Below are 26,365 nucleotides of genomic sequence, written 5' to 3'. Positions count from 1 at the left end.
CAGCGGGCGTCCACGACAGATCGGGCCACCGCCAGCGCCACACCAGTGCAGGCCGCGCAACAGTGCGGTGCGCCGCGCTCAGCGCAGGGTGCGCGCGGCCTCGTTGGCGGCGCTGCGCAGCTTGGGCAGCAGGCGCAGCATCAGCCCCATCTGGGTGCGGATCAGCTGCAGCTTGGGCGGCATCTCCTCGCCGAACTGTTCAAGCTGTTCGGCCAGGGCGCGGTCGCCGTCGTTGTCCTCGTCGGCCACGGGCTGGCGCTGCTCGAGCGCGGCGGCAATCTGCTGCATGGCCTGCTCCACGCGTTCGCCACCGGACAGGGCCAGCGGGTCCTGCCCGTAGCTGTCCAGCTGGGCACGGTGTGCGCCCAGCGCGGAGAGATGGCCGAGCAGGGTGTTGGACAGCGCCAGGAAGCGGAAACCGGCATCGAGGTTGCGGCGGACGTGCCCCGGCTCGCGCAGCATGTTCGACAGTGCGGTGGACAGGGCCGCATCGGCGTTGTGCATGTCGCGCCGCGCGATCCGGTAGGCCAGGTCATCCTGCATGCCACTGCCGTACTGGCCGAGGACGGCATGCAGGTAGCGCGCGCAGTTGGCCAGCACCCGCGCCATCACCTCGTTGAGGCGACGCCCCTGCCAGTCGGGCAGGATCAGGAAGGCGGCAGCGGCGGCGATCGCGCAGCCGATCAGGGTATCGACCAGGCGCGGCCAGATCAGCAGGAAGCCGTCGCCGATCAGGTTGAAGCAGGTCAGGGCCATCACGGTGATCGCCGCGGAGGCCACCAGATAACGATCGCTGCGGGTGAAGAAGAACAGCAGCGCCGACAGCAGGGCGATCAGCAGTTCGATGCGCAGGTCCTGGAACAGCTGCATCAGTGCCCAGGTCAGCACCAGCCCGATCAGCGTGCCGGCGATGCGCTGGGCCAGCCGCTGGCGGGTGGCGCCGAAATGGGGGCGGCACACGAACACGATGGTGAGCAGCACCCAGGAGCCGTTCTGCGCGTTGAACAGGCGGATGGCGGCAAAGCCCACCACCAGCGCCAGGGCCATGCGCAGGCCGTGCCGGAACAGCACCGAGCCCGGCGTGAGCTGCTGGCGGATGCGCACGAACATTTCGCGCAGCGTGTGCGGGTTGGTGTCGCGCAGGCGGGTGTCGACGTTGTCCAGGGTGGATTCGGACTGCGCGGCTTCCGACAGCCGGCGCTCGATGCTCTGCAGGTTGTGCCCGAGCAGGTCCAGCGAGGACAGCAGGCGCTGCCATTGCGGGTTGTGCTGGGCGCGCAGCCAGGCGAGCGAATCGGTGAGGTCGGCGGTGGCCTGGCGGGTGCGCTCGCCGTACTCGAACGGACGGCGCAGGCGGATGGCCTGGCCGAGCTGGGCGCAGGCTTCGCCCTGCAGGGCCAGCAGGCGCTGGCAGCGGTACAGCACGTCGCTGTGGAAGAAGGCGTCGGTGAGCGCGCCATAGGGATAGTGCGAGGAGCTGGCGCGTTCGTGGAAATCCTGCGCCATGTAGTACAGGCGCAGGTACAGGCCCGACTGCACGCCGGGCCGGCCGGAGCGGCCGAACCGCGCGAGGATGGCGACCTTGGCGATGTTCAGCGCTTCGACGACGCGCCGGTTCTGCTCGGCCAGCGCGAGCTGGCGCTGCTGCAGGTCGGCATCGCGCACGGGCTCGAACAGGTCGGCCTTGAGCTGCAGGTAGCGGCCCAGTTCGACAAACAGGCGGGCCAGGCGTTCGCGCACCGGGCGGTTGGCGAACAGGGCGGTCCACAGGATGGACAGCAGGCCATACCAGAGGGCACCGGCGAGCAGGTGGCTGACGGCGGCGATGGCCTGGGCGCGATCGCTGGCACCGTGCTGTTCCAGGCCGATCATGGTGTAGATGGCGAGGGTGACGGTGGCCTGTGCGATGGAGGCATAGCGCTCGCCGAGCGCGCCGAGCAGGGTCAGGCCGAAGGTGGAGACCGCCAGGGCGGTGATGAACAGCCACGGCCAGGGGAACAGTTCCACCACGGCGGCCGCGGCGATGACGAAGCAGAGCAGCGAGAGCGCGACGGACTTGGTGCGACCCCACCAGTTGTCGTCGGTTTCGGCGATGGCGCTGGCGATGATGCCGAGGAACACGCCGGGCAGGGCAGGCAGCTGGTCGAGGGTCCAGCACAGCCCCATCGCCGCCGACAGCGCGATGAATACCCGCAGGCCATAGCTGGCTTTCTCATGGGCCCACAGGCGGCTGAGGCGGGATTCTCGGGCGGACATGCGGACTCGTGGCGCGGGGGCGCCTCATTATTGCGTCATTGCAGTGAAGCCGACATAGCCGGTTGGCAGGTACCGTTCGTTGGTCGGTACGGCAACGGCAACGGCGATGGCAACGGCAACGGCAACGGCAACGGCAACGGCCTGGGTCTGCGAGCCGTCCTGGTTTGGGCCGGCGGGGGTGGCTTTGCGGGACACGCCGTGAATCCGTCCCTGGAGGCTCGTAGAAAACATCCATGTTTTCTACGGTCCCGCAAACCCACCCCCACCGACCCTCCGACAGTGGGCTGGTGGCCGAGGGAAGGCGGTAGGTACCGACCGTTGGTCGGTACGCTGTTTGCCGACCGTATCCCGGGTCGGCGGCGGTGGGTCTGCGGGACACGCCGCAGACCTACCCCACCGACCCTCCGAGAGTGGGCTGGTGGCCGAGCGAAGGCGGTAGGTACCGACCGTTGGTCGGTACGCTGTTCGCGCTTCGCTTACAGATCAAACCGCACGCTGACGGCGAACGTGCGCGGCAGGCCGACACCGGCGTTGGACCAGTAGGCCCGGTTGGTCAGGTTTTCCACGCCCGCGCGCCAGGTGACCGGGTGGCCGTTGGCCTGCATGCGGTAACCGACACCGGCGTTGAACAGGGTGTAGTCGGGCAGCATGAGGGTGTTTTCGGCGTTGTAGTAGACGTCGCCGTAGTAGCGGGCCAGGGCGTACAGGCTGAGGCCGTCGATCTGCGGCACGTTGTAGTCGACGTGGACCACGCCGTTCCAGCGTGCTGCGCCACTGGTGCGGTTGCCCTGGTTGGCAGCGTTGCCGGGGGAGAGTCTGTCGTAGGTGGGGTCGAGCCAGGTGACGCCGCCGCCGACAGTGAGTGCGTCGGTCAAGCGCAGGTCGCCGCTTACTTCCACCCCTTCGTACAGGGTGATGCCGTCCTGCACCAGCAGTTTGCCGGCGCTGGTGAGGCGGTCGATGTTGGCGCCGCGCTCGAGGCGGAAGGCCGCTGCGTTCGCGTTCCAGCGCGGGGTCTCGATCTTGGCGCCGATCTCGAACTGCTTGCTGATGGTGGGGTCGAGTACGTCGCCGGCGTTGATGTAGTCGGAACCGACCCGGCTGCCCGCTTCCAGCGATTCCACGTAGCTGGTGTACAGGGTGACGGCGTCGGCCGGCTTGTACATCACGGCGTAGGTCGGGGTGACCGGGTAGGTGTGGTAGGCGCCCTTGTTCTCGAAATCGTTGTAGCGCGCGCCGGCCAGCACCGACCAGCCGCGGCCGAGGTCCACCGTGTCACTGACGAACACGGCCTGCTGCACGGTCTCGCTGCCGCGGGTCATGACGCGTGAGCCGACCGGGTCATGGCGCAGGGTGGGGCGCTGGTAGAGGTTGCCGCGGCCGATGGTGTTCCACTCGTAAGGGCGATCCCAGCCCAGGCCGGTCTGGTGCGACACACCGGCCACCAGCTGGTGCGACAGCGGGCCGGTGCGGAAGCGGCCCTGCACGATCGCCTGGGCCTGCTTCCATTCGCTCCTGCCGCCGAGTTCGTAGGTGTTGACGTTGTAGTCGCCGTTCACGTTGTCGATGTAGGCGAACACCTTGTTGACGTCATTCCAGGAGGTGGTCACGCCGTAGCTCAGGCTGGCCTTCCAGTCGCTGTTGATCTGCCAGTCCAGGCCGGTCGACAGCAGGCTGGAGCGGGTGTCGTAGTAGGTGCCGTCGATGCTGTTGTCGATATCGCCGGCGAGCGTGCGCGGCAGCGTGGTGAGGCCGATGAAGTAGTACTGCGGCGATTCGTTGCTGAGGTCGCGCTGCTGGAACACGCCATCGAAGGTCCAGGTGAGGCGGTCGCTCAGGCGCGCATCCAGCGACAACGCGCCGACCTTGCGGTTCACGTCGCCGCCGTTGAAGGTTTCGCCCTTCTCCTGGTACGCATTGAAGCGGTAGCCGAACATGTCCTCATTGCCGCCGCGGCCGCCGACATCGATCTGCCCGCTGACGATGCCCTGCTCACGCCACCCCAGCTGCGCGGAGAAGGTCGGGGTATCGGTGGGCTTCTTGGTGATGTAGTTGACGATGCCGCCCGGCTGGCCGAAGCCGTACATGAAACCGCCCGGACCCTTGAGCAGCTCGACCTGGTCCATCACTTCCAGCGGCCACTCGGTGCCCCACGACGAGACCTGCAGGCCGTTGACGCGGTAGCTGTCGTAGCTGAGGTCGATGCCGCGGTTGCGGATCGGCGAGCTCCAGCCGCTGGCGTAGGCGCTGACCTGGGTGACCACCGATGGGTCGGTCAGGAAGGCCTCGCCGAGCGAGACCACCTGGCGCTTCTCGATATCGTCGCGGCCCACCACCGAGATCGCGAAGGGCGTATCGCGCACGGGGCGGTCGCCCAGTGCCCCGGTGGCGGTGTGGGTGCGCTCGGCGGTGACCTTGATCGCGTCCAGGTCGGTGGCTGAGCGGACGCGCGGGGCGCCGTCGGGGGTAGATTGCGCGTGCGCGGCGCAGCAGGCGGACAGGGCCACGGCCAGGGCGGCCAGACGGGGCAGGGAAGCGGACAGCATCGTTTTTCCTTGGCGGACAGCACAGGACCGTCCGCGATCACGGGATGGCGGGGGAGGGGTTCGATGGCTGGATCGCGCAGGCTGGCCGCAGACGGGCAGCGGGTGCATCGCCGGGGATGCAGGACCGTGGCTGGATGAGAATTGTTGTTGTTTGGTTACCCGGCGTCAAACCGCCGGGGTTCACGCAGCGCTGCCGGCCAGCGGCCGGCAGTACGTCAGGCGGGCCTGGCGCGCTTGAGCAGCTTCTTCTCGCGGCGGCGTTCGCGGCGCGCGACCCAGCGCTCGCGCAGGCACGAGAAGATCACGTACAGCGCCGGGGTGCTGAGCAGGGTCAGGCTCTGCGAGAACAGCAGGCCGCCGATCATCGCGATGCCCAGCGGGCGTCGCAGTTCGGAGCCTTCACCCAGCCCGATCGCCAGCGGCACGGCGGCCAGGATGGCCACCATCGTGGTCATCATGATCGGCCGGAAGCGCACGATGCTGGCCTCGCGCACCGCATCGCGCGGGGTCATGCCGCGTTCGCGCTGGGCCACCACGGCGAAGTCGATCATCATGATCGCGTTCTTTTTGACGATGCCGATCAACAGCACCAGCGCGATCATCGAGATCACCGACAGCTCGGTGTTGGTCACGAACAGCGCCAGCAGCGCGCCCACGCCCGCCGCCGGCAGGGTGGACAGGATCGTCACCGGGTGCACCAGGCTTTCGTACAGCATGCCCAGCACCAGGTACACGGTGATGATCGCGGCCAGCACCAGGATCAGCATCGAGTTCGGATTGAGCTGCACGTTGAAGCCGCCGCCGTCGCTGATGCGGATGTCGCCCGGCAGTCGCAGCCCGTCCACGGTCGCCTTGACGATGGCCTCGCCCTCGCCGGTGCTGACGCCCGGTGCGAGGTTGTAGCTCAGGTCCATCGTGGTGTACTGGTTCTCGTGGGTGATCTGCGGCGGCGCCAAACCCGGTACCTGATGCGCCACGGCGGTCAGCGGAATCATCTCGCCATTGCCGGCGCGCACATGGATCTCGTCCAGGGCGCGCGGGGTGGCGGTCTGTTCGGGCAGGGCGTTGACCACCACGCTGTACTGGTTGATGTCCGAGTAGATGGTCGAGATCTGGCGTTGGCCGAATGCGCCGTACAGCGCGCCGTCGATCGCGCCCACCGATACGCCCAGCCGCGCCGCCTTGGCGCGGTCGATCTGGATGTTCTGGCGCAGGCCCGCGGTATCCACATCGGTGCCGACGTCGCGCAGCTTGGGGTTCTTCTTCAGCGCGGCCTGCACCTTGGGCAGCCATTCCTGCAGCTGGGCCAGGTCGTTGCCCTGAAGGGACACCCGGTACTGCGCGCCCTGGCTGTTGCCGCCACCGCCATCGCTGGGCAGATCCTGGATCGCGCGCAGGCGCAGCTGCAGGTCCGGATAGCGGTCGGCCTTGGCGCTCAACCGCGCCAGCGCCACGGCCGTGGTTTCCTTGCGGCCTTCCTTGCGCGTCTTCAGTTCGATGTTGAACTGCGCGCTCGACCCCTGTCGGCCACTGCCCAGGCGCACGCCCACGGTCTTCACCGCCGGGTCGGCCATGAGCATGTCGGTGATGCGGCGCTGGCGGTTGACCATGTCCTCGAAGGAGACGGTGGCGCTGGAGTTGGCGCGGCCCCAGATCAGGCCGGTGTCCTGCGCCGGGAACGAGCCCTTCTTGACCGCGCCGCCGAGCATCACCGTGGCCACGATCAGCAGGATCGGGGTCAGCGACAGCAGCAGCGCGTGCCGCAGCGAGAAGTCCAGGCACACGGTGTAGAGGCGCAGCATGCGGTCATGCATGCCATCCAGGAAGCGGCCGATCCGCGACGGCTTCTCCGGCTCGCTGTGCGCGCTCAGGAAGCGGCTGCACAACGCCGGGGTGAGGGTCAGCGAGACGATCATCGACACCACGATCGCCGCCACCAGGGTGATGGTGAACTCGCGGAAGAACGCCCCCACCATGCCGCTGGCAAACAGCAGCGGGATGAACACCGCGACCAGCGAGGCGGTGATCGAGACGATGGTGAAGCCGATTTCGTGTGCGCCGGTCAGCGCCGCCTGCATGCGTGGCATGCCCTCGTCGAGGTGGCGCATGACGTTCTCGATCACCACGATCGCATCATCGACCACGAAGCCGATCGCGATCACCAGCGCCAGCAGGCTGAGGTTGTTCAGGGTGAAGCCGAACACGTACATCACCAGCGCCGCACCGGCCAGCGACAGCGGCACGGTCACTGCGGCGATCAGGGTCGGTGCCAGCCGGCGCAGGAACAGCGCCATCGTCAGGATCACCATCGCCAGGCTGATCAGCAGGGTGATCTGCACCTCATGCAGCGACGAGCGGATGGTCGGCGTCCGGTCGAAGTACGGGGTCATCGTGGTGCCCGGCTGCAGGTAGTCGCGCAGCATCGGCATCTGCGCCTTGACCCGGTCCACCGTCTCCACGATGTTGGCGCCGGCGCGGGTGAACACGTACATCACCACCGCCGGCTTGTGGTCGAACCACGCCGCCTGGTAGGCATCCTGCTGGCCGTCGTAGACGTTGGCCACGTCCTTGAGGCGGATCACGCGGCCATCGTCCTGGGTCTTGATGACCAGGTTGGCGAAGTCGGCGGCACGCGCCACAGAGTCGTTGGCGATGATCGCGGTGGTGGTGTTGCCGTCGGTGAGGAAGCCGGTCGGCGAGGTCACGTTGGCCGCGCGCACCGCGTTGCGCAGGTCGTCCGGGGTCAGGTTGAGCGCGTTGAGCAGGCGCAGGTTGACGTCCACCCGCACGGCCGGGGTGGAGGCACCGGCGATGTCCACCGACGACACCCCGCTGATCTGGCGCAGGCGCTGGGCCAGCAGCGTATCGGCGACGTTGTACAGCTCGTCGGCCGACTGGGTCTGCGAGGTCAGCGCGATGGCGATCACCGGATCGTCGTTCGGATTGGCCTTCTGGAACATCGGCGAACCCAACCCGGAGGGCAGGTCGGACTGTGCCGAGTTGATCGCGGTCTGCACGTCCAGCGCGGCCGAATCGATATCGACGCCGCTCTGGAAGATCATGAAGACCAGCGAGCTGCCTTCCGAGCTGGACGAGCGCATCTGGTCCACGCCGGGCAGCTGGCCGAGGTGGCGTTCCAGCGGCGCGGTGACCGTGGACGCCATCGTGGTCGCGTCCGCGCCGGACTGGCTGGCGTGCACGAAGATCACCGGAATCTGGATGTTCGGCAGCGCCGACACGCCCAGTTTCAGGTAGCAGAACAGCCCGACCACGAACAGGCCGATGGCCAGCAGCGCGGTGCCGATCGGGCGGCGGATGAACGGCCCGGAGATGTTCATGCGCGCCCCTTCAGAGCGCCGGACGGCAGGCGGATCATGCGCGGTCCTGGGCGCTGGCGTGGCGCAGCGCGCGCTGTTCGCGGCGCTCGCGCAGCCATTCGGAGAAGCGTTCCATGTACAGGTAGATCACCGGCGTGGTGTACAGCGTGACCAGCTGGGACAGCAGCAGGCCACCGACGATGGCGATGCCCAGCGGGCGGCGCAGTTCCGAGCCGATGCCGGTGCCCAGCGCCAGCGGCAGCGCGCCGAGCATGGCCGCCGCGGTGGTCATCATGATCGGGCGGAAGCGCAGCAGGCAGGCGCGGCGGATCGCATCGTGGGCATTGGCCCCGGCACGGCGCGCCTCGATGGCGAAGTCCACCATCATGATGCCGTTCTTCTTGACGATGCCGATCAGCAGCACGATGCCGACGATGCCGTCCACCGACAGGCTCAGGCCGCACACCATCAGCGCCAGCAGCGCGCCGACGCCGGCCGGCGGCAGGGTCGAGATGATGGTGATGGGGTGGATGTAGCTTTCATACAGCACGCCCAGCACGATGTAGATCAGCACCAGCGAGGCCAGCAGCAGCCAGATCACGTCGGTCTGGCTGCCGGTGAACTCGGCGGCCTTGCCGATGAACTGCGCATGCACCTGCGAGGGCATGTCCAGGCTGTCCTTGGTCTCTTCGATCGCCTTGACCGCATCGGACAGCGAATAGCCCGGGGCGATGTTGAACGAGACGGTCACCGCCGGCAGCTGCTGCTGGTGGCTGACCACCAGCGGGGTGCTGGTGATCCTGCCTTCGGCGAGTGCGGCGAGCGGGATGATGTTGCCGGCACCCACCGGAATGCCGGTGTTCTGCGCGCCGATGCCGGTGGCGGTAGAGGAGTTGGACGAAGTGACCTGGCCGAAGTTGGTGGCATTGCTGCCGGTCAACGCGCCGGCGCCGTTGGAGGCCACCGCCAGCTGGTTCATCAGTGCGGTGCTGGTGCGGAACTCCGGCGCCACTTCCAGCACGACCCGGTACTGGTTGAGCTCGGTGAAGATGGTGGAGATCTGGCGCTGGCCGAAGGCGTCGTACAGGGTGTCGTCGATGGTCTGCATCGGCACGCCGAGCACACTGGCCTTGTCACGGTCGATGGTCAGTTCCAGCGCGCGGCCCTGGTTGGACAGGTTGTTGTCCACGTCGGCCAGTTCGGGGCGCTGGCGCAGCGCTTCGGTCAGGCGCGTGGCCTGCAGCGCGACCTGCGCGCTGTCCACGTCCGACAGCGAATACTGGTACTCGGTAGCCGCCACGCGGGTATCCAGGGTCACGTCCTGTACCGGCTTGAGGTACAACGCCACGCCGGGAATGCCGGCCACGGCGTCCTGCAGGCGCGGCAGGATCTCATCGAGCCCATCGCGGTCGCCGCGGGCCTTGAGCACGATCGACAGCTGGCCCTGGTTGAGGGTGGGGTTCATGCTGCCGGCGCCGATGAAGGCCGACACGCCGGTCACCGCCGGGTCCTTGCGCAGCGCTTCGGCTACCGCCTTGGTGCGCTGTTCCATCTGCGGGAAGGCGATGTTCTGGTCGGCCTGGACCACGCCGGTGATCAGGCCGGTGTCCTGTTCGGGCAGCAGGCCCTTGGGGATCACGATGTACAGCACCACGGTCAGCACCAGGGCGCCGGCGGCCACGGCCAGGGTCATGCGCTGGTGGTCCAGCACCCAGTCCAGGCTGCGCTCGTAGGCCCCTACGGTACGCGTCCACAGGTTTTCCTTGCCGGCCGCAGCGGCGCGCTCGTGCGCATCCTCGCCTTCGGGCAGGGCGTCGGGCTTGAGCAGGTAGGCGCACATCATCGGGGTGAGCGTCAGCGAGATCAGCATCGACAGCACCACCGCGATGCTCAGCACCCAGGCGAACTCATGGAACAGGCGGCCGGTGACGCCGGGCATCAGCAGCAGGGGCAGGAACACCGCCACCAGCGAGATGGTCAGCGACAGCACCGTGAAGCCGATCTGGCGCGCGCCGATCTCGGCCGCTTCGGGGCCGCTCTTGCCCTGTTCGATGTAGCGCACGATGTTCTCGATCATCACGATCGCATCGTCGACCACGAAGCCGGTGGCCACCACCAGCGCCATCAGCGACAGGTTGTCCAGCGACATCCCGGCGAAGGCCATCACCCCGAAGGTGCCGGCCAGCGACAGCGGCACCGCGACCGAGGGAATGATGGTCGCCCACAGGCGGCGCAGGAACACGAAGATCACCGCCACCACCAGGCCGATGGTCAGGATCAGGGTGAACTGCACTTCGTGCACCGAGGCGCGGATGGTCTCGGTACGGTCGGAGAAGATCTCCAGGTGCACGTCGGCCGGCAGCACGTTCTGCAGCTGCGGCAGCAGCGTGCGGATGCGCTCGACGGTCTGCACGATGTTGGCGCCCGGCTGGCGGCGCACTTCCAGCAGTACCGCCGGCTTGCCATCGGCCCAGGCGGCGAGCTGGTCGTTCTCCACCCCGTCGACCACGTTGGCCACGTCCGAGAGGCGGACCGGGCGACCGTTCTTGTAGCTGATGATGGTCTCGCGGTACTCGGCGGCGCTGGTCAGCTGGTCGTTGGTGCCGATCGAGTAGGACTGGGTCTTGCCGTTGAGCGAGCCCTTGGGTGCATTGACGTTGGCCTGGGTCAGGGCGCTGCGCAGCTCTTCCAGGGTCAGGCCCATGTTGGACAGCTGCGCCGGGTTGACCTGGATGCGCACGGCCGGCCGCACGTTGCCGGCGATGGAGACCAGGCCCACGCCCTGCACCTGCGACAGGCGCTGGGCCAGGATCGAGTCGGCGTAGTTGTTGACCTCGCGCAGCGGGCGCGTATCGGAGGTGAGCTTGAGGGTGACGATCGCCGCGTCGGCCGGGTTCACCCGGTTGTAGACCGGCTGGTAGGGCAGCGAGGAGGGCAGGGTGGCCTGGCGGATCGCAGCCTGCACGTCCTGTGCGGCGATGTCGATGTCGCGGTCCATCGAGAACTGCAGGATGATCGTGGACAGACCGGCCGACGAGTCGGAGGTCATGATCTCCAACCCGGAAATCTGCCCGAACTGGCGCTCCAGCGGGGTGGTGACCAGCGCGGCCATCGTGGTCGCATTGGCCCCCGGATACTGGGTGGTCACCACCAGGCTGGGCGCATCGATCTCCGGCAGCGCCGAGACCGGCAACTGACGGTAGCCGAGGATGCCGAGCAGCAGCAGGCCCGCCATCAGCAGCGAGGTGGCGATCGGGCGGCGGATGAAGATCGTCGAAAAGCCCACGGGCGGATCCTTGCTGTTACGTCATGCGGCGTTGAAGCGGGCGAACGCCGGCCAACCGGCCGGCGTCAGGAACGGGAGACGGCCGCGATCAGCGCGGGCCGCCACCGCGGCGGCCACCGCCGCCCTGCTGCTGGGCGGCAGCCTTGAGTTCGGCGTCGGTCGGCGGGGCCGGGGTCTCGCCCGGCTTGAGCGCGGTGACCTTGCTGCCCGGCTTGAGGCGGAACTGGCCTTCGCTGACCACGCGCTCGCCACCCTTGAGACCGTCGGTGATCTGCACGTTGCTGTCGCCGACCTCCACGCCGCTCTTGACCGTCTGCATGGCCACGGTGTTGTCCGGCTTGACGATATAGACGTACTCGCCGTCCGGGCCGCGCATCACCGCCTGGGTCGGGATCACCACGCCACCGGCAATCGTGCGCAGCTGCATCCGCACGTTGACGAACTGGCCGGGCCACAGCAGGTTGTCGGCGTTGTCGAACACGGCGCGGGCACGGAAGGTGCCGCTGTCGCTGCTGATCTGGTTGTCGACCACGTCCAGCTTGCCGCCGTCGGTGAGCACGTGGGCGTCGTTGCGGTCCAGCGCGGCGATCGTCACCGGGCCGGCCTGCTGGGCCTGGCGCACGTCGGGCAGCTGGCGCTCGGGCAGGTTGAACACCACGTGGATCGGGTGGATCTGGGTCAGGGTCACCAGCGCGGTGCCGGCGCTGACCACGTTGCCGGCGTCCACCGCGCGGATGCCGGCGATGCCGGAAATGGGCGCGGTGACGCGGGTGTACTGCAGCTGCACCTGGGCCGCGCGCATGCTGGCTTCGTTGGCGGCCACGGCACTTTCATACTGCGCCACCTGGTTGCGCTGGGTGTCCAGGTCGGTTTTGGCCACGTACTGGCGGTACTCGGGCGAGTTGGACCGCTGGAAATTGGAGCGCGCGGTGGCCAACTGGGCCTGGTTCTGGCGCTTGGCCGCGGCGGCCTCGTCGTAGCTGGCCTGCAGGGTGCGCGGGTCGATCTGTGCGAGCAGGTCGCCCTGCTTCACTTCCTGGCCTTCCTTGAAGTTCAGGCTGATCAGCTGGCCGCCGACCTGCGGGCTGACGGTCACGGTGTTCATCGCCGCCACGGTGCCCAGCGCGCTGGCATAGACCGGCACGTCCTGGCGGGCCGCATCGACCACCGTCACCGGCACCGGCCCGGCGTTGCGCGCTTCCCCACCGCCCCGTCCGGCTGCGGCGGCAGGCTTGCCCGCCTCGCCCTTGGGCTTGCCACCGCCGAGCATGCGCATGCCGATGAAGGCCACCACCAGCACTGCGACCACCAGCAGCACGATCTTCCAGAAACGCGACATTCAAAACTCCTGAGGCTGGCGGAGGGCGGGGGGCCCGGTTGGCTAGGCGCAAAGCATACCCGTCGCCTGCGCGCTTTCATGCATGACGGATGGGACGGGCGATCAGACCCGACGTGACCGACCGGGTTCCTCGAATCAACGTCTGCGGGGGCAGAAAGTTACAGCGCCGGGCCCGCTGATGGCCTACATTCAGGTTCGTCCGTCCCTTGCCCCTCGTGGAGACCTGCAATGCCCCGTCTGTCGCTGCTGTTGTCCGCCCTGCTGCTGGCCTGCCCCGCGCTGGCCGCCGCCACGCCCGCCGAACGCCCGGAAGTGACCGCCGCGGCGGCCCGCCTGAAAGCCACGGTGATCGACTGGCGGCGCGATTTCCACCAGCACCCGGAGCTGTCCAACCGCGAGGAGCGCACCGCCGCCAAGGTGGCCGAGCGGTTGCGCGCGATGGGCCTGAAGCCGAAGACCGGCATCGCGCACCACGGCGTGGTGGCGATCATCAAGGGCGGCAAGCCGGGGCCGCGGATCGCGCTGCGCGCGGACATGGACGCGCTCCCGGTGACCGAGCAGACCGGCCTGCCGTTCGCCTCCAAGGCCACCAGCACCTACCGCGGCGAGACGGTGGGGGTGATGCATGCCTGCGGTCACGATGCCCATACCGCCACGCTGCTTGGCGTGGCCGATGCCCTGGTGAAGATGCGCGAGAACCTGCCCGGCGAAGTGATGCTGATCTTCCAGCCGTCCGAGGAAGGCGCGCCGCCGCCGGAAGAGGGCGGTGCCTCGCTGATGCTCAAGGAAGGCCTGTTCGCCGACTTCAAGCCGGAGGCGGTGTTCGGGCTGCATGTGTTCTCCAGCGTGCCCGCCGGCCAGATCGCCGTTCGCGGCGGCCCGCTGATGGCCGCCTCCGACCGCTTCGGGATCAAGGTGATCGGGCGCCAGACGCACGGTTCGGCGCCGTGGAACGGGGTCGATCCGATCGTGGCCACGGCCGATCTGGTGGGCACCGCGCAGACCATCGTCAGCCGGCGCGCCAACCTGTCCAAGCAGCCGGCGGTACTGACCTTCGGCGCGATCAAGGGCGGCATCCGCTACAACATCATTCCCGACGAGGTGGAGATGGTGGGCACCATCCGCACCTTCGATGAAGGCATGCGCCAGCAGATCTTCGCCGACCTGCGCAACGTGGCCGAGCACACCGCCGCCGCGCACGGGGCCAAGGCGCAGACCGAAATCTACGAATCGGAAGGCAACCCGGCCACGGTCAATGACCCGGCACTGACCGCGCGCATGCTGCCCAGCCTGCAGGCGGTGGTCGGCGAGGCCAACGTCTACGAGCCGCCGCTGCAGATGGGGGCGGAGGACTTCTCGCTGTACGCCAAGGAGGTGCCGGGCCTGTTCTTCTTCGTTGGCGCCACCAGCGAGGGGATCGACCCGGCCACCGCGCCGGCCAACCACTCGCCGAAGTTCCTGCTCGACGAGAAGGCACTGGACGTGGGCCTGCGCGCGCTGCTGCAGGTCAGCCTGGACTACCTCAACGGGGCGAAGGCCCCGGCGGGCTGAGGCCGGACCCCAGCGGGCCGGTGGGCGCCATCCTTGGCGCCCGTCGGTCCCGCCTCCACCCGGCGTCCCCCTGGAACGGGGGACGGGCGTCCCCCACCGGCGTAAAATGGCCGGATGAATACCCCCCAGGACTCCAGCCTCGGTCGCGAGGTTGCTTACCCGTCGCAGTACGATCCCGCGCTGCTGTTCCCCATCCCGCGCCGTGGCGCGCGCGAGGAGATCGGCCTGGACGAGGCGGCACTGCCGTTCGTCGGCCATGACCGGTGGCAGGCCTATGAGCTGAGCTGGCTGGACCGGCGCGGCAAGCCGCGGATCGCGGTGGCCACCATCCGCGTGCCCTGCACCTCGCCGAACCTGATCGAATCCAAGTCGTTCAAGCTGTACCTCAACTCCCTCAACAGCACCCGCTTCGACGACGACGAGGCCGCGCGCCTGCGCATGGTCACCGATCTGTCGGCCTGTGCCGGCGCGGTGGTGACCGTGCAGTTCGGCGTGCCGCCGCTGGTGGAGGAGGGCGAGGGCGAATCGCTGGACGAACGCGATGTCGCGATCGACCGCTATGGTCCGCCGGCCCCGGAATACCTGTCCGCCAATGCGGACGAGGTGGTCACTGAAACCCTGGGCTCGGCCCTGCTCAAATCCAACTGCCCGGTCACCGGCCAGCCGGACTGGGCCAGCGTGAGCATCCGTTACCACGGCCCGAAGATCGACCGCGACGGTCTGCTCCGCTACCTGGTGAGCTACCGCGAACACGCCGAGTTCCATGAGCAGTGTGTGGAGCGGATCTTCAGCGAGATCAGCCAGCGCTGCCGCCCCGAATGGCTGGAGGTGGAGGCCCGCTATACGCGCCGCGGCGGTCTGGACATCAACCCGTGGCGCGCCAGCCCGGGCATCGCGCAGCCTGCGCGCACCGTGCGCGACCTGCGCCAGTAAGCAGCTGCGCCGGGGCCGCCCGCCCGCCGGGTGCCGACCGCTGGTCGGCACTCTTCGGTCCTGGGGCCCGTCTTCACATCCACGCCATGCGCCATTAACAAGGGCTGTGACACCGTGCCTCCCATGTCGTCAATGAAGACGGGAGTGTGTGGATGAGTACCGATAAGAAAGCCGATTTCTCCGGTGTCAAAACCAGCATCGACACCACTGCCGAGAAGGTCGAGAAAGCCGACTTCTCCGGCGTATCCACGTCGATCGATACCACCGCCGAGGTGGTGGGTGGCAGCTACACCGTGCAGAAGGGCGACTCGCTGTCGAAGATCGCCAAGCAGGAACTGGGCGATGCCAACGCCTGGAAGAAGATTTTCGACGCCAATCGCGACGTGTTGGACGACCCGGACAAGATTTTCCCGGGACAGGTCCTGAAGTTGCCGCCCAAAGGCTGAGTCGCTCCGTCACTACCCATTCCAAGGGAGGAATTCCATGAAGAAGTCGTCCATCAGTACCGCTGTACTCGCCGGTCTCCTGGCCACTGTGGCCCTGGCTGGCTGCAAGAAGAAAGAAGACACCGCCGACAACAATGCCCAGCCGGCCGCGATGACGCCTGCGCCGACCCCGGCACCGGCACCCGAGCCGATGGCCGCTGCGGCGGCAGTGAATGTCTCCAGCGTCACGGTGGGCAAGACCGCCGCGGCCGACAAGACCGTTGCCCCGGCGGCGCTGTTTGCGCCGAAGGATGAAATCCTGGTGTCGGTGCGCACCGACGGCACGGCCAACAACGTCAATGTGGCGGCCAAGCTGACCTACCAGGACGGCCAGGTGGCCGGCGAGCAGACCCATACGCTCAACACCACCGGTGCTGAAACCTCCAACCTGAAGTTCACGAATGCCAATGGCTGGCCGGCGGGCAAGTACCGCGCGGAAGTCACGGTAGATGGTAAGGCGGCTGGAACGCCGCAGGAGTTCGAGGTCAAGTAAGCCCACGCCGACTCTCTCCCGGCAACAGGCTCACGATGGACGCAGCCGCGAGGCTGCGTCTTTTTTATGTCCGCCGGCTAGCCTCATCTGCAAGAAGTCTGGACGCAAGGCGCGTCGATAAGGTCTTCACTCATTCGTCCACTTCGAGTCATGATGGTGGGCAAAGAACAAGCTTCCCACGTCAAACCCGATCGGAACTTCGAAGGTTGCTTGGTACGCGAGTGGGTGGTGCAATCGGCCGGCATTCCGTTGGGTCTGGTCAAAAAAATCAACATGGTGCAAATTCTTCCAGATGCGCCATTTGATCCAACCTGCTCGGGAGGATTTTCTCCGGATCAAGGCGGTAACTTTGTGAGCTACAGTCTCGATGTAGCCGGGTTTTTGGCGAATCTGGGATGAAAGTTCCAAGCCCAATAATCGTTGAGCCTTAGACATGAATGGATCAATTTTTCTCTTCTTGGTTGCAGCGATGATGAGTCAGAGCGGCAACTATGAAATATCTCATAGTGATCCGGTAAGAGCTCAAAGGGGCCCTGCGGGAGATTGGCCTGCTTCTGGGTGTTTTGTCTGGGAGTTCCAGGTTGATAAAGATGGTGCCCCATATAATCTCAATGCGAAGGAAGGCAGCAGAAACCACGGATTGCACGTAGCTATGCAAGCGGCGTTGAGGAATTTCCGGTTTCAGGTAGAGCATGACTCGGACCCCGATCGCCTGTATGAAGTTCGGTTTCAGTACAGAAGTGGGGATGCCGTCGCCTCCATAGTGCCGTGCTGTAGTTGCAGAGAGTCGCTCACTGAGCTGACCGAATAGGCTCATCACTTGCTAACCGCCCATGAATCGGTGTCGGCCCGCGCTTCCCGGCTGGCCGCCGACCAGGCGCGCCGATCAGTTCCTCGACCGTCACTGCCAGCCCGGTCGCCAGCGACGCCAATAGCGACACCGGAACGCGGCTGCGCCCGATCTCGAACGAGGCGATCTGCTGCGGGAGCCAAGCGAGGAATAGGGGGGCATTCAAATCGGGAAGCCTTGGGTATGTCAGTCTCTCGACTGATGTATGGATGAGGGAAACGAAGTGAGATCAACGTCTTTGATCGATTCACTCGGGGTGTAGTTCCTCATGAAGTAGGACATCTCGGCGGCGTGAATGATCTCTACGACAAAAGGACAGGACGACCAGATCCGACCAAGGGAAACGGCATAATGAATAGAGTGCCAGGCATTGTTGACGACTTCTTGATCAACGGAATGATTGACGCCAGTTCAAACATTCAGCGACGGGAGAGATAGACATGAAGGATTTGCGCCGCTACTTCTGCTTTGCCGCTGCCCTCATTCCATTGCCGTCGTTGGCCCAGGAGTCAAATCTCTGGTCTTACAGTTGCGACCACTTTCTTCATGGTTCCTGTCTGCGGATTCCCCACGGGATGTCGGTGACCTATGAGGCCCCGGCGGATTTTGGGCTCCACAGGGTGCACAGCGACGGGAGAGAGGTGGTGATGGTGTACGAGGGCGATGCGCCCAGTCGGCCGCCGGCAGGCGTTCCCGATGTGACGCTGGGCATGCCCGGTCATCTTCTTCACGCTTTCAAAGTGCGCGAGGCAGGTGGCGTCCGCTACGATCTGCATGTGTCATCGTCGGTGTCCGACGCGATGTCCTTGCATCTGACTGGGCAAACGACCAATGCAGCGGAGCAGGCTGCGCTTGCGGCGGTGCTTGGTGGATTCCGCATATGCAGTTTCAAACGTAGCCGCACCGCCCAGCGGCTTGTTTGCCCGAGGCGCAGCGCGTGGGGGCAAGCACTCTCCGCCTGGGTCGCAGATGAGGTCGTAGAGAAGCCGCTTGCAGAGTGACTGCCTCTCCGTGGACTGTCCGTGGCATGCCCCTGTCGTGTCCATTCTGGTCTGGCGGTCCCGCGATGCGTAGCGGTCTCTTCCAAGGGGGCCAGAGCGCAGTCGATGCTTGTCCTGACCTGCTAAGGGGGGAGCGGCAGGACGGGGACGTCGCCACGTCGTCGCACGAAAGCACTCGTCCATCCGCGCTGTCCTGACGGGCGCAGGGGCCGGCAGGCCTGGCTGAGTTTCAGACGTTACCGATCAACCCACAGGCGGGTAGCCACGATTCAGTACGTTTGCGTATGGCGCCGCTTTGCTCCGGGGGGCTGAAAACGCGACAATGCGGAGGTTTCCCGCAGCGCGCGCCACGCGGCGCGATCCACGGGAAAAGTGCGGACCCCGCCCGGCGCGGCCCGCACGCGACACGGTTGCACGCGGCCCCGCATTGCCGACGGCCATCACTCCTCAGATCTGCAAGAGAGCATCAGTCCCCCATGTCGAACACGCCCAAGATTCTCTACACGCTCACCGATGAAGCTCCGTTCCTGGCTACCCAGTCGCTGCTGCCGATCGTCGAGGCGTACACCGCCACCGCCGGCATCGCGGTCGAAACCCGCGACATCTCGCTGTCCGGCCGCATCCTGGCGCTGTTCCCGGATTACCTGAAGGACGAGCAGAAGGAAGCCGACCACCTGGCCGAACTGGGCCAGCTGGCGACCACCCCGGATGCCAACATCATCAAACTGCCCAACATCAGCGCCTCGGTGCCGCAGCTGAAAGCCGCCATCAAGGAACTGCAGGACCAGGGCTACGCGCTGCCGAACTACCCGGACGTGCCCACCGACGACGTCTCGCGCGACATCAAGGCGCGCTACGACAAGGTCAAGGGCAGCGCGGTGAACCCGGTGCTGCGCGAGGGCAACTCGGATCGCCGCGCACCGCTGTCGGTCAAGAACTACGCGCGCAAGCACCCGCACCGCATGGGCAAGTGGTCGCCGGAGTCGAAGTCGCACGTGGCGCACATGGACGGTGGCGATTTCTACGGCAGCGAGAAGTCGGCCACGCTGCCCAACGCCGGCAGCCTGAAGATCGAACTGCAGCAGGCCGACGGCACCACCGTGGTGCTGAAGGAAAAGACCGCGGTCAAGGCCGGTGAGATCGTCGACGCTGCCGTGATGAGCCGCAACGCGCTGGCCGCCTTCGTGCAGGCGCAGATCGCCGATGCCAAGGCCAAGGGCGTGCTGTTCTCCCTGCACCTGAAGGCGACCATGATGAAGGTCTCCGACCCGATCATGTTCGGCGTGGTCGTCGAGGAGTTCTACAAGGACGTGCTGGCCAAGTACGCCGACGTGCTCAAGCAGGCCGGCTTCGATCCCAACAACGGCATCGGCGACCTGTACGCGCGCCTGCCGCAGCTGCCGGAAGCCACCCAGGAAGCGATCAAGGCCGACCTGGCCGCCGAGTACGGCAAGCGCCCGGGCCTGGCGATGGTCAACTCGGACAAGGGCATCACCAACCTGCACGTGCCCAGCGACGTGATCGTGGACGCCTCGATGCCGGCGATGATCCGCGACTCGGGCGGCATGTGGAACGCCGACGGCAAGCTGCAGGACACCAAGGCTGTCATTCCGGACCGCTGCTACGCCGGCGTGTACCAGGCCGTCATCGACGACTGCCGCACCCACGGCGCGTTCGATCCGGCCACGATGGGCTCGGTGCCCAACGTGGGCCTGATGGCGCAGAAGGCCGAGGAATACGGTTCGCACGACAAGACCTTCCAGATCCCGGCCGACGGCACCGTGCGCGTCACCGACGAGGCTGGCGCGGTGATCTTCGAGCACGCCGTGCAGACCGGCGACATCTGGCGCATGTGCCAGACCAAGGACGCCCCGATCCAGGACTGGGTGAAGCTGGCCGTCAACCGCGCCCGCCTCAGCAGCACCCCGGCGGTGTTCTGGCTGGACGCCGCGCGTGCGCACGATGCGCAGGTGATCGCCAAGGTCGAGACCTACCTCAAGGACCACGACACCAGCGGCCTGGACATCCGCATCCTGGCCCCGGTGGAGGCCACCGCGTTCTCGCTGGACCGCATCCGCAAGGGTGAGGACACCATCTCGGTGACCGGCAACGTGCTGCGCGACTACCTGACCGACCTGTTCCCGATCATGGAGCTGGGCACCAGCGCCAAGATGCTCTCCATCGTGCCGCTGATGGCCGGTGGCGGCCTGTTCGAGACCGGTGCCGGCGGTTCGGCGCCCAAGCACGTGCAGCAGTTCGTGGAAGAGGACTACCTGCGCTGGGATTCGCTCGGCGAGTTCCTGGCCCTGGCCGCGTCGCTGGAGCACCTGGGCAACCGCTACGACAACGCGGGCGCCGCCGTGCTGGCCAGGACCCTGGACCAGGCCAACGGCCAGTTCCTGGACAACGACAAGTCGCCGTCGCGCAAGCTCGGTGGCATCGACAACCGCGGCAGCCACTTCTACATCGCGCTGTACTGGGCCCAGGCCCTGGCCGCGCAGGATGACGATGCCGCGCTGAAGGCCCGCTTCGCCCCGCTGGCCAAGGCACTGGCCGACAACGAGCAGACCATCGTCGATGAGCTGATCGCGGTGCAGGGCAAGCCGGTCGACATCGGCGGCTACTACCGTCCGGACGTGGCCAAGGCCAGCAAGGCGATGCGCCCGAGCGCCACCTTCAACGGTGCGTTGGCCGCGCTGTAAGCCGCGCTCGGCATCTACACCGCTTCAACGGAAAACCCGCGCTTCGGCGCGGGTTTTTTCGTGTGGGGCCACGCCCTCCAAGGCCATGCCGAAGGCCGCGACGTGTCGATGGAAATGTGACGGCCGTCGGCGGTGGTTTTCATCCAGTGCGTGCGCCGGATCGCGTCAAGACGGCATGAAACTTGCCTGCGTCGCGCGCATTGGGCAGGGCGCATCTCCCCCTTCAATCTGTGCGATCCATCACGATTGGTCCGATATCGATGGCATAGCCTAGCCACGGTCGTATCCGCAGCAGTGGTGGTCCTTCAGAACGCAGGGGAAGGCGATGGCCCGGGTGCTGGTAGTGGGATCGGATATCCAGGGGGAGCACGCCCTGCTGCAGCGGCTGCGCACGGCGGCCGCGTTGCCGGGTGAGACAGTGCGCAGTTGCCGCGATCTGGACGAGTGCGACCTGCTGGTGATCAAGGACACCCCCGCACTGCGCAACGCGGCGCTGCGGATGGTGCGCGAACGGCCGCGGATCCAGTTCTGGATCGAGGACCAGCAGGGGCATCTGCGCCACGGTCAGGGCCACGATCATGCGGTGCTGGACGACGAGGCGATCGAGCGCGCGCTGCGGCACATGCCGGCCGCGCCGGCACCGATCGACGAACCCTGTGCGGCGCGCGGCGCGAAGGCGATCACCCGCGCGCTGCGCGAGCATCTGCAGGCCCGGCAGGGGCATGCCGTGCTGGTGGCGGATGGCCTGCCGTGGCTGCTGCTGGATTTCGAACTGGATCAGATGGTGCTCCCCGACGGTGGGGCCAGCGTGGCGCAGCGGCTGTCGGACCACTTCGACCGGCTTGCCCTGCACGGCATCGCGGCCAGGCGCTACCAGCAGCTCGCGGGCGACCTGCCACGGCAACCGCTGCGGCCGCTGCTGTGGCAGTGGGGCCAGCACCCGGCGCATTGGCAGGACCTGGATGCACGGCTGCAGCGCCATGCGCGGGTCAAACTGCTGCGCTGGCCCGACTTCCGCGTGCTCGGCCACCAGCACGACAGTTTCCGGCTGTGCTCGCTGCTGCTCAAGCGCGCGTGCAGCGTGGACGAGTGCAGCACCCTGCTGGACATGCCGGCCGAGGCGGTACGCGCATTCGTGCACCCGGCCTATCTGTGCGGGTATGCCGCGCTGGAGCCGACGTCCGCCGATGGTGGCGCCGTGCGCGCCCCCGGCACGGCGGGTGGCTCGCTGCTGGCGCGCATGTGGCGCAGCGTGCGCCAGCGTGGGGGAGGCTGACGGTGCGCGAACACAAGATCGTGGTGCTCGGTGCGATGGGCAGCGGCAAGTCCACGCTGGTGCGCGCCATCGCCGCCGGTGCGGTGGTGGATACCGATGTGCACAACAGCGACCGCGCCGGTGCCGACAAGGCGTCCACCACGGTGGCGATGGACTATGCCGACATCGATCTGCCCAACGGCGACCGCCTGCGTCTGTACGGCACCCCCGGGCAGCAGCGGTTCGACTTCCTGTGGCCGATCCTGCTGCAGGGCGCGAGTGGCGTGGTGCTGCTGCTCGACGCCACCGACCCGGCGGCGGCCACCGCGCTGGGCGCCTACCTGGATGTGCTGCAGCAGCATGCCGCGCAGGTGCCGGCGGTGGTCGGGCTGACCCGCCTCGACCTGGCCCCGGCCTGGGAGCTGGACACCTGCGCGCTGCAGGCCAGCCGCGGCGGCCGCATCCTGCCGGTGGTGCCGGTGGACGCGCGCGACCGCGAGGAGGGGCTGCGTCTGATGGATGTGCTGATGAGCGAAATGGAAGCCTGCGAACTGGTGGCCACACATGCCTGACGGCCGCGACGTGCGTCCCCTGGATGCCCGCCAGCGCGAGGCGCTCGGCCGCCACCTGCAGGCGTTCTGCGACGACATCGACGGCGTGCGCAGCGTGGTGCTGGCCAGTGTGGACGGCTTTGCGGTGATCCCCGGCGCCGGCACCCACGGCAACGGCGAACGGCTGGCCGCCATGACCAGCGCGATGCTGGCGCTGGCCGCTGCGGTGGGCCGCGAGCTGGCGCTGGGGGAACTGGAAGTGCTGATGCTCGAGGCGGGCGGCGGCAAGGTATTGATGCTGGCCCTGCCCAGCCAGCCGGCACCGCTGCTGCTGATGACCGCGTGCGACCAGCGCTGCGTGGTCGGCAAGGTGCTTTGGCGCGCCAAGGAATGTGGCCGCAACATCGTGGCCGAACTCAGCGGATCACGAGCCGATCCGCAGGGGCACATGGGGCTCGACAACCAACGGGGTGCAACATGGCAGGACTCGATCAAACCTTGAGCGCGCTGATGACCATCGATGGCGCGCAGGCGGTGGCACTGGTGGATTACGAAAGCGGCATGCTGCTGGGCGAGGCCGGCACCGGTGTGGACATGGAGGTGGCAGCGGCGGGCAATACCGAAGTGATCCGCGCCAAGATGAAGACCGCCGCCTCGCTCAACCTCAACGACACCATCGAGGACATCCTGATCTCGCTGGGCCGCGCGTACCACATCCTGCGGCCGGTCGCGAAGCAGCAGGGGTTGTTCATCTACCTCGTGCTCGACCGCGGCAAGTCCAACCTGGCCCTGGCCCGGCGCAAGGTGCAGGACGTCGAAAGCCAGCTCGCGCTCTGAGTTCCCTCCGCCGCCGGCTGCGGCAGTACGCGCAGCCGGCGGCGCTTTTTCGTCCGGTGTCCGGTGGTCCGCCACCGGCCCGCCCACCTCATGCATTCCGCCGGGGGCTGCCGTAAGGTAGAGGGCAGACCACCGGGGTGTGCCTGCATGCGCAACGCTGTCCGTCCTTTCCCTGCCGTGTTGCGATGAACGTACCGGCATCGACCCTGGCCGTGCTTGTGCGCGACGGCTTCGAGGCCTATCACGCGCGCTTTGCGGCGATCACCCGGCGCGCGCGCACCCGCTTCGAGCAGCGCGACTGGACCGCCGCACGCCAGGACGCCGTTGAACGCATCGGCCTGTATGACATCTGCATCGCCGAGACGATGGATGCACTGCGGCGTGCCGCCGGCGAGAGCGTCGGTGCCCGGGACGTGTGGCTGCAGGTGCGCCGCAGCTACGCCGCGCTTGTGGACGGGCTGATCGACGCCGAGCTGTATAAAACCTTCTACAACACCCTGGCGCGGCGCCTGTTCGCCACCGAAGGCGTGGACGCGGCGATCGAGTTCATGGCGATGGACGTGGAGCCGTCCGATGCGATCACCCATCCGGTCGCACGGCACAGCTACACGCTGTCGCCCACGCGCCCGGCCGAGGCGATCCTGCGCGTGCTCGGCGACTACCCCTTCCAGGTGCCCTATGCGCACCAGCTGCGGTGCGCGGCGGCCATTGCGGTGCGCCTGCAGGACGACCTGGCGCACTGGGGCGACTACCCGGTACGCAGCATCGAACTGCTCGACACCGTGTTCTACCGCGAGCGTCGCGCGTACCTGGTCGGCCGCGTGTTCGGCGAGCATCGCTTTTCGCCCTGCGTGATCGCACTGGTCAACGACGACCAGGGGCTGCGTGCCGAAGCGGTGCTGACCCGCCGGCGCGATGTGGCCCACCTGTTCGGGGTCTCGCGCAGCTACTTCCAGGCCGATCTGGCCACGGTCGGCGATGCGGTGGTGTTCCTGCGCAGCCTGTTGCCGGCCAAGCCCATCGACGAGATCTACACCGTGCTCGGCCGTGCCAAGCAGGGCAAGACCGAGCGCTACCGGACCTTCCAGCGGCACTTCCAGGACCACCCGGACGAATACCTCGTGCATGCCGATGGCACGCCCGGCATGGTGATGGCCGTGTTCACCCTGCCCAGCTACCCGCTGGTGTTCAAGCTGATCCGCGACCGCTTTGCCTGGCCCAAAACACTCACCCGGCACCAGGTGGAGGAGAAGTACGCGCTGGTGTTCACCCTGGACCGGGTGGGCCGCCTGCTCGACGCGCAGCCCTACCGCCACCTGCGCTTCCCGCGCGCGCGGTTCTCGCCGGCACTGCGCGAGGAGCTGCTCACGCAGTGCGCCGGCAGCGTGCACGAGGACGGTGACACGCTGGTGATCGCGCTGTGTTACGTGCAGCGGCGCTTCCGCCCGCTCAACCTGTACCTGCGCGAGCAGCCGGCCGACGCGCGCCGTGCCGCCGCGCTGGACTACGCGCAGGCCATCACCGACATGGCCCGCAACAACATCTTCCCCGGGGACATGCTGCCGAAGAACTTCGGCGTCTCCCGGCATGGCCGCGCCGTGTTCTACGACTACGACGAGGTCTGCCTGGTCAGCGACTGCCACTTCCGCCACTGGCCCACGCCGCGCAACGCCGAGGAGGCGATGGCCGACGAACCGTGGTTCCACATCGGGCCCAACGACGTGTTCCCCGAGCGCTTCTGGATGTTCATGGGCCTGGCCGCCCCTGAGCTGGCGGCGGTGCGCGAACACCATGCGCACCTGTTCGACCCGGCGTGGTGGCAGGGCCTGCAGCAGCGCTTCGCGCAGGACGACTATCCGGACACCCCGCCTTACGCGGCCGCGTTGCGGCTGGCGTGAGCGGCGGCATCCCTGCGCTTTTTTGCGCATCCGGCATCGTGCGCTATGCTCTGGCCTCTTCGCGACAGGACGTCATGCGGACTGCCGAAGCCTCCCTGTCTGTGGCCTGTGCCGCGGCAAGATCAACCAAGGACGCGTTGGAATGGGCAAGAATTTCCTGACGATCATCGTAGTGTCGGCCCTGGCGGCATCGCCGGGATGGATCGGCGAGGCGGCTGCCGCGACGCCCAAGGCGTCGGCGACCGCGACCCAGTGGAGCGCGCCGGTGGAACTGAGCATGCGCATCAACGGCGAGGTCGATATCGCTGTCGATGGACGTATCACCGCACTGCGGATCGACAACGAGAAGGGATTGTCGCCGACCGTGCTGGGCATGGTGCGTACGACCGTGGACACCTGGCAGTTCGAGCCGATCAACGTCGACGGTTCGCCCGTTGCCGAGCGCGCCGCAATGACGCTGCGGCTGGTTGCCGTGCCCGGTGAGGACGGGCAGTACACCGCGCGCGTGCGCAGTGCCAACTTCCGGCCGTTGGGTACGTCGGAAAGCAGGCGACGGTCGCGCAATACCCGTCTCCCGCCGCCCGAGTACCCCAAGGAACCCGGTGTGCGTGGAAATGAAGCGACCGTCTACCTCGCCTTGCTGCTTGAGCCGGATGGCAAGGTGCGCGACGCGATGGTCGAGCAGGTCAATCTGCGGCAGGTCGGGAGCGAACGGGCGATGCGCGAGGTGCGCGAGAAATTCGCCAAGGCGGCCCTTTCCGTCACGCGGCGCTGGAAGATCGCGCCGGACGAAGAAGAACTGCGCACGAACCCGTCCCAGCGCATTGTGCGCATCCCCGTAGCGTTCTCGATTGTGGGTTCCCCCACGGATGATCTGGGCAAATGGACGGCCTATTCGCCCGGACCGACTACGCCCATTCCCTGGTATCGCACGGCGTCCACGGTCGATTCCGCGCCCGATCTGCTGCCCGAAGGCAGCATCTCCGTCGCCGACGCCGCTGATACCCCGCGTCTGCGTACGCCACTGGAGGGCTGAGCGCGGCGTCATGCCGCTGTCATGCAGGA

General features: G+C 67.2%; 18 protein-coding genes and 1 pseudogene. 13 read left to right on the top strand and 6 right to left on the bottom strand.

Features of this window, described 5'->3' with window-relative positions:
- Nucleotides 1–78 precede the first annotated feature (78 nt).
- From yccS to ACLB90_RS07895, 6 genes are all read right to left on the bottom strand, one after another.
- The gene (gene yccS / locus ACLB90_RS07920) at nt 79–2,256 is read right to left on the bottom strand and encodes a YccS family putative transporter (RefSeq protein WP_411852407.1); all 2,178 of its coding nucleotides are present in this window, start codon (nt 2,254–2,256) and stop codon (nt 79–81) included.
- A 27-nt stretch (nt 2,257–2,283) separates the two neighbouring features.
- A complete protein-coding gene (locus tag ACLB90_RS07915) occupies nt 2,284–2,451 on the bottom strand; it encodes a hypothetical protein (protein ID WP_411852406.1) in 168 nt (55 codons plus the stop codon).
- Between the two features lie 281 nt (nt 2,452–2,732).
- Nucleotides 2,733–4,802, bottom strand: a complete 2,070-nt coding sequence (locus tag ACLB90_RS07910) for a TonB-dependent siderophore receptor (protein WP_411852405.1) — start codon at nt 4,800–4,802, stop codon at nt 2,733–2,735.
- Nucleotides 4,803–5,017: 215 nt separating this feature from the next.
- The gene (locus ACLB90_RS07905) at nt 5,018–8,140 is read right to left on the bottom strand and encodes an efflux RND transporter permease subunit (protein ID WP_411852404.1); all 3,123 of its coding nucleotides are present in this window, start codon (nt 8,138–8,140) and stop codon (nt 5,018–5,020) included.
- Between the two features lie 34 nt (nt 8,141–8,174).
- Nucleotides 8,175–11,405 (bottom strand): efflux RND transporter permease subunit, encoded by a 3,231-nt coding sequence (locus ACLB90_RS07900; RefSeq protein WP_411852403.1) that lies wholly within the window; start codon nt 11,403–11,405, stop codon nt 8,175–8,177.
- Between the two features lie 88 nt (nt 11,406–11,493).
- Entirely contained in the window at nt 11,494–12,744 is a 1,251-nt protein-coding gene (locus tag ACLB90_RS07895) for an efflux RND transporter periplasmic adaptor subunit (RefSeq protein WP_411852402.1), read from the bottom strand.
- Between the two features lie 228 nt (nt 12,745–12,972).
- On the opposite strand from ACLB90_RS07895, the gene ACLB90_RS07890 reads away from it, so the two are divergent.
- From ACLB90_RS07890 to ACLB90_RS07830, 13 genes and pseudogenes are all read left to right on the top strand, one after another.
- Nucleotides 12,973–14,295 carry a M20 family metallopeptidase gene (locus ACLB90_RS07890; RefSeq protein WP_411852401.1) on the top strand — a complete coding sequence of 441 codons (1,323 nt, stop codon included), beginning with the start codon at nt 12,973–12,975 and terminating at the stop codon, nt 14,293–14,295.
- A gap of 114 nt (nt 14,296–14,409) precedes the next feature.
- Nucleotides 14,410–15,228 (top strand): NADPH-dependent 7-cyano-7-deazaguanine reductase QueF, encoded by an 819-nt coding sequence (gene queF, locus ACLB90_RS07885; RefSeq protein WP_411852400.1) that lies wholly within the window; start codon nt 14,410–14,412, stop codon nt 15,226–15,228.
- 152 nt (nt 15,229–15,380) lie between these two features.
- Entirely contained in the window at nt 15,381–15,674 is a 294-nt protein-coding gene (locus tag ACLB90_RS07880) for a LysM peptidoglycan-binding domain-containing protein (RefSeq protein WP_017354572.1), read from the top strand.
- A 37-nt stretch (nt 15,675–15,711) separates the two neighbouring features.
- Nucleotides 15,712–16,206, top strand: coding sequence for a hypothetical protein (locus tag ACLB90_RS07875; RefSeq protein ID WP_411852399.1), 495 nt, complete (start codon nt 15,712–15,714; stop codon nt 16,204–16,206).
- A 153-nt stretch (nt 16,207–16,359) separates the two neighbouring features.
- Complete coding sequence (locus ACLB90_RS07870; protein ID WP_411852398.1) at nt 16,360–16,605, top strand: hypothetical protein; 246 nt, start codon at nt 16,360–16,362, stop codon at nt 16,603–16,605.
- Nucleotides 16,606–17,496: 891 nt separating this feature from the next.
- Nucleotides 17,497–18,057 (top strand): hypothetical protein, encoded by a 561-nt coding sequence (locus ACLB90_RS07865; protein WP_411852397.1) that lies wholly within the window; start codon nt 17,497–17,499, stop codon nt 18,055–18,057.
- Between the two features lie 476 nt (nt 18,058–18,533).
- A complete protein-coding gene (locus ACLB90_RS07860) occupies nt 18,534–20,759 on the top strand; it encodes an NADP-dependent isocitrate dehydrogenase (protein ID WP_411852396.1) in 2,226 nt (741 codons plus the stop codon).
- A 325-nt stretch (nt 20,760–21,084) separates the two neighbouring features.
- Nucleotides 21,085–22,035 carry a hypothetical protein gene (locus ACLB90_RS07855; RefSeq protein ID WP_411852395.1) on the top strand — a complete coding sequence of 317 codons (951 nt, stop codon included), beginning with the start codon at nt 21,085–21,087 and terminating at the stop codon, nt 22,033–22,035.
- Nucleotides 22,036–22,037: 2 nt separating this feature from the next.
- Entirely contained in the window at nt 22,038–22,586 is a 549-nt protein-coding gene (locus tag ACLB90_RS07850) for a GTP-binding protein (protein ID WP_411852394.1), read from the top strand.
- Nucleotides 22,579–22,992 (top strand): annotated as a pseudogene (locus ACLB90_RS07845) (roadblock/LC7 domain-containing protein); the annotation flags it as partial. The gene ACLB90_RS07850 and the pseudogene ACLB90_RS07845, both read left to right, overlap by 8 nt.
- A 50-nt stretch (nt 22,993–23,042) precedes the next feature.
- Nucleotides 23,043–23,402: a hypothetical protein gene (locus tag ACLB90_RS07840; RefSeq protein ID WP_017354579.1), complete on the top strand. Its 360-nt coding sequence runs from the start codon at nt 23,043–23,045 to the stop codon at nt 23,400–23,402.
- A 185-nt stretch (nt 23,403–23,587) separates the two neighbouring features.
- On the top strand, nt 23,588–25,300 hold the full coding sequence (aceK, locus tag ACLB90_RS07835) for a bifunctional isocitrate dehydrogenase kinase/phosphatase (protein WP_411852393.1): 1,713 nt from the start codon (nt 23,588–23,590) through the stop codon (nt 25,298–25,300).
- A gap of 142 nt (nt 25,301–25,442) precedes the next feature.
- Entirely contained in the window at nt 25,443–26,336 is an 894-nt protein-coding gene (locus ACLB90_RS07830) for a hypothetical protein (protein WP_411852392.1), read from the top strand.
- Nucleotides 26,337–26,365: the final 29 nt, after the last annotated feature.

It is taken from the genome of Stenotrophomonas sp. LGBM10 (assembly GCF_046736075.1).
GTDB lineage: Bacteria > Pseudomonadota > Gammaproteobacteria > Xanthomonadales > Xanthomonadaceae > Stenotrophomonas.
Note: the sequence above shows the minus strand (reverse complement) of the source record. Positions and strands in the feature narration are given on the sequence as shown.

What these genes read in the sequence shown, in the direction of transcription:
- ACLB90_RS07880 (WP_017354572.1), top strand. Translation starts at nt 15,381, where the DNA reads ATGAGTACCGATAAGAAAGCCGATTTCTCCGGTGTCAAAACCAGCATC.
- ACLB90_RS07865 (WP_411852397.1), top strand. Translation starts at nt 17,497, where the DNA reads ATGAAGGATTTGCGCCGCTACTTCTGCTTTGCCGCTGCCCTCATTCCA.
- ACLB90_RS07875 (WP_411852399.1), top strand. Translation starts at nt 15,712, where the DNA reads ATGAAGAAGTCGTCCATCAGTACCGCTGTACTCGCCGGTCTCCTGGCC.
- queF (WP_411852400.1), top strand. Translation starts at nt 14,410, where the DNA reads ATGAATACCCCCCAGGACTCCAGCCTCGGTCGCGAGGTTGCTTACCCG.
- ACLB90_RS07895 (WP_411852402.1), bottom strand. Translation starts at nt 12,744, where the DNA reads ATGTCGCGTTTCTGGAAGATCGTGCTGCTGGTGGTCGCAGTGCTGGTG.
- aceK (WP_411852393.1), top strand. Translation starts at nt 23,588, where the DNA reads ATGAACGTACCGGCATCGACCCTGGCCGTGCTTGTGCGCGACGGCTTC.
- ACLB90_RS07870 (WP_411852398.1), top strand. Translation starts at nt 16,360, where the DNA reads ATGGTGGGCAAAGAACAAGCTTCCCACGTCAAACCCGATCGGAACTTC.
- ACLB90_RS07860 (WP_411852396.1), top strand. Translation starts at nt 18,534, where the DNA reads ATGTCGAACACGCCCAAGATTCTCTACACGCTCACCGATGAAGCTCCG.
- ACLB90_RS07910 (WP_411852405.1), bottom strand. Translation starts at nt 4,802, where the DNA reads ATGCTGTCCGCTTCCCTGCCCCGTCTGGCCGCCCTGGCCGTGGCCCTG.
- yccS (WP_411852407.1), bottom strand. Translation starts at nt 2,256, where the DNA reads ATGTCCGCCCGAGAATCCCGCCTCAGCCGCCTGTGGGCCCATGAGAAA.
- ACLB90_RS07890 (WP_411852401.1), top strand. Translation starts at nt 12,973, where the DNA reads ATGCCCCGTCTGTCGCTGCTGTTGTCCGCCCTGCTGCTGGCCTGCCCC.
- ACLB90_RS07840 (WP_017354579.1), top strand. Translation starts at nt 23,043, where the DNA reads ATGGCAGGACTCGATCAAACCTTGAGCGCGCTGATGACCATCGATGGC.
- ACLB90_RS07830 (WP_411852392.1), top strand. Translation starts at nt 25,443, where the DNA reads ATGGGCAAGAATTTCCTGACGATCATCGTAGTGTCGGCCCTGGCGGCA.
- ACLB90_RS07905 (WP_411852404.1), bottom strand. Translation starts at nt 8,140, where the DNA reads ATGAACATCTCCGGGCCGTTCATCCGCCGCCCGATCGGCACCGCGCTG.
- ACLB90_RS07855 (WP_411852395.1), top strand. Translation starts at nt 21,085, where the DNA reads ATGGCCCGGGTGCTGGTAGTGGGATCGGATATCCAGGGGGAGCACGCC.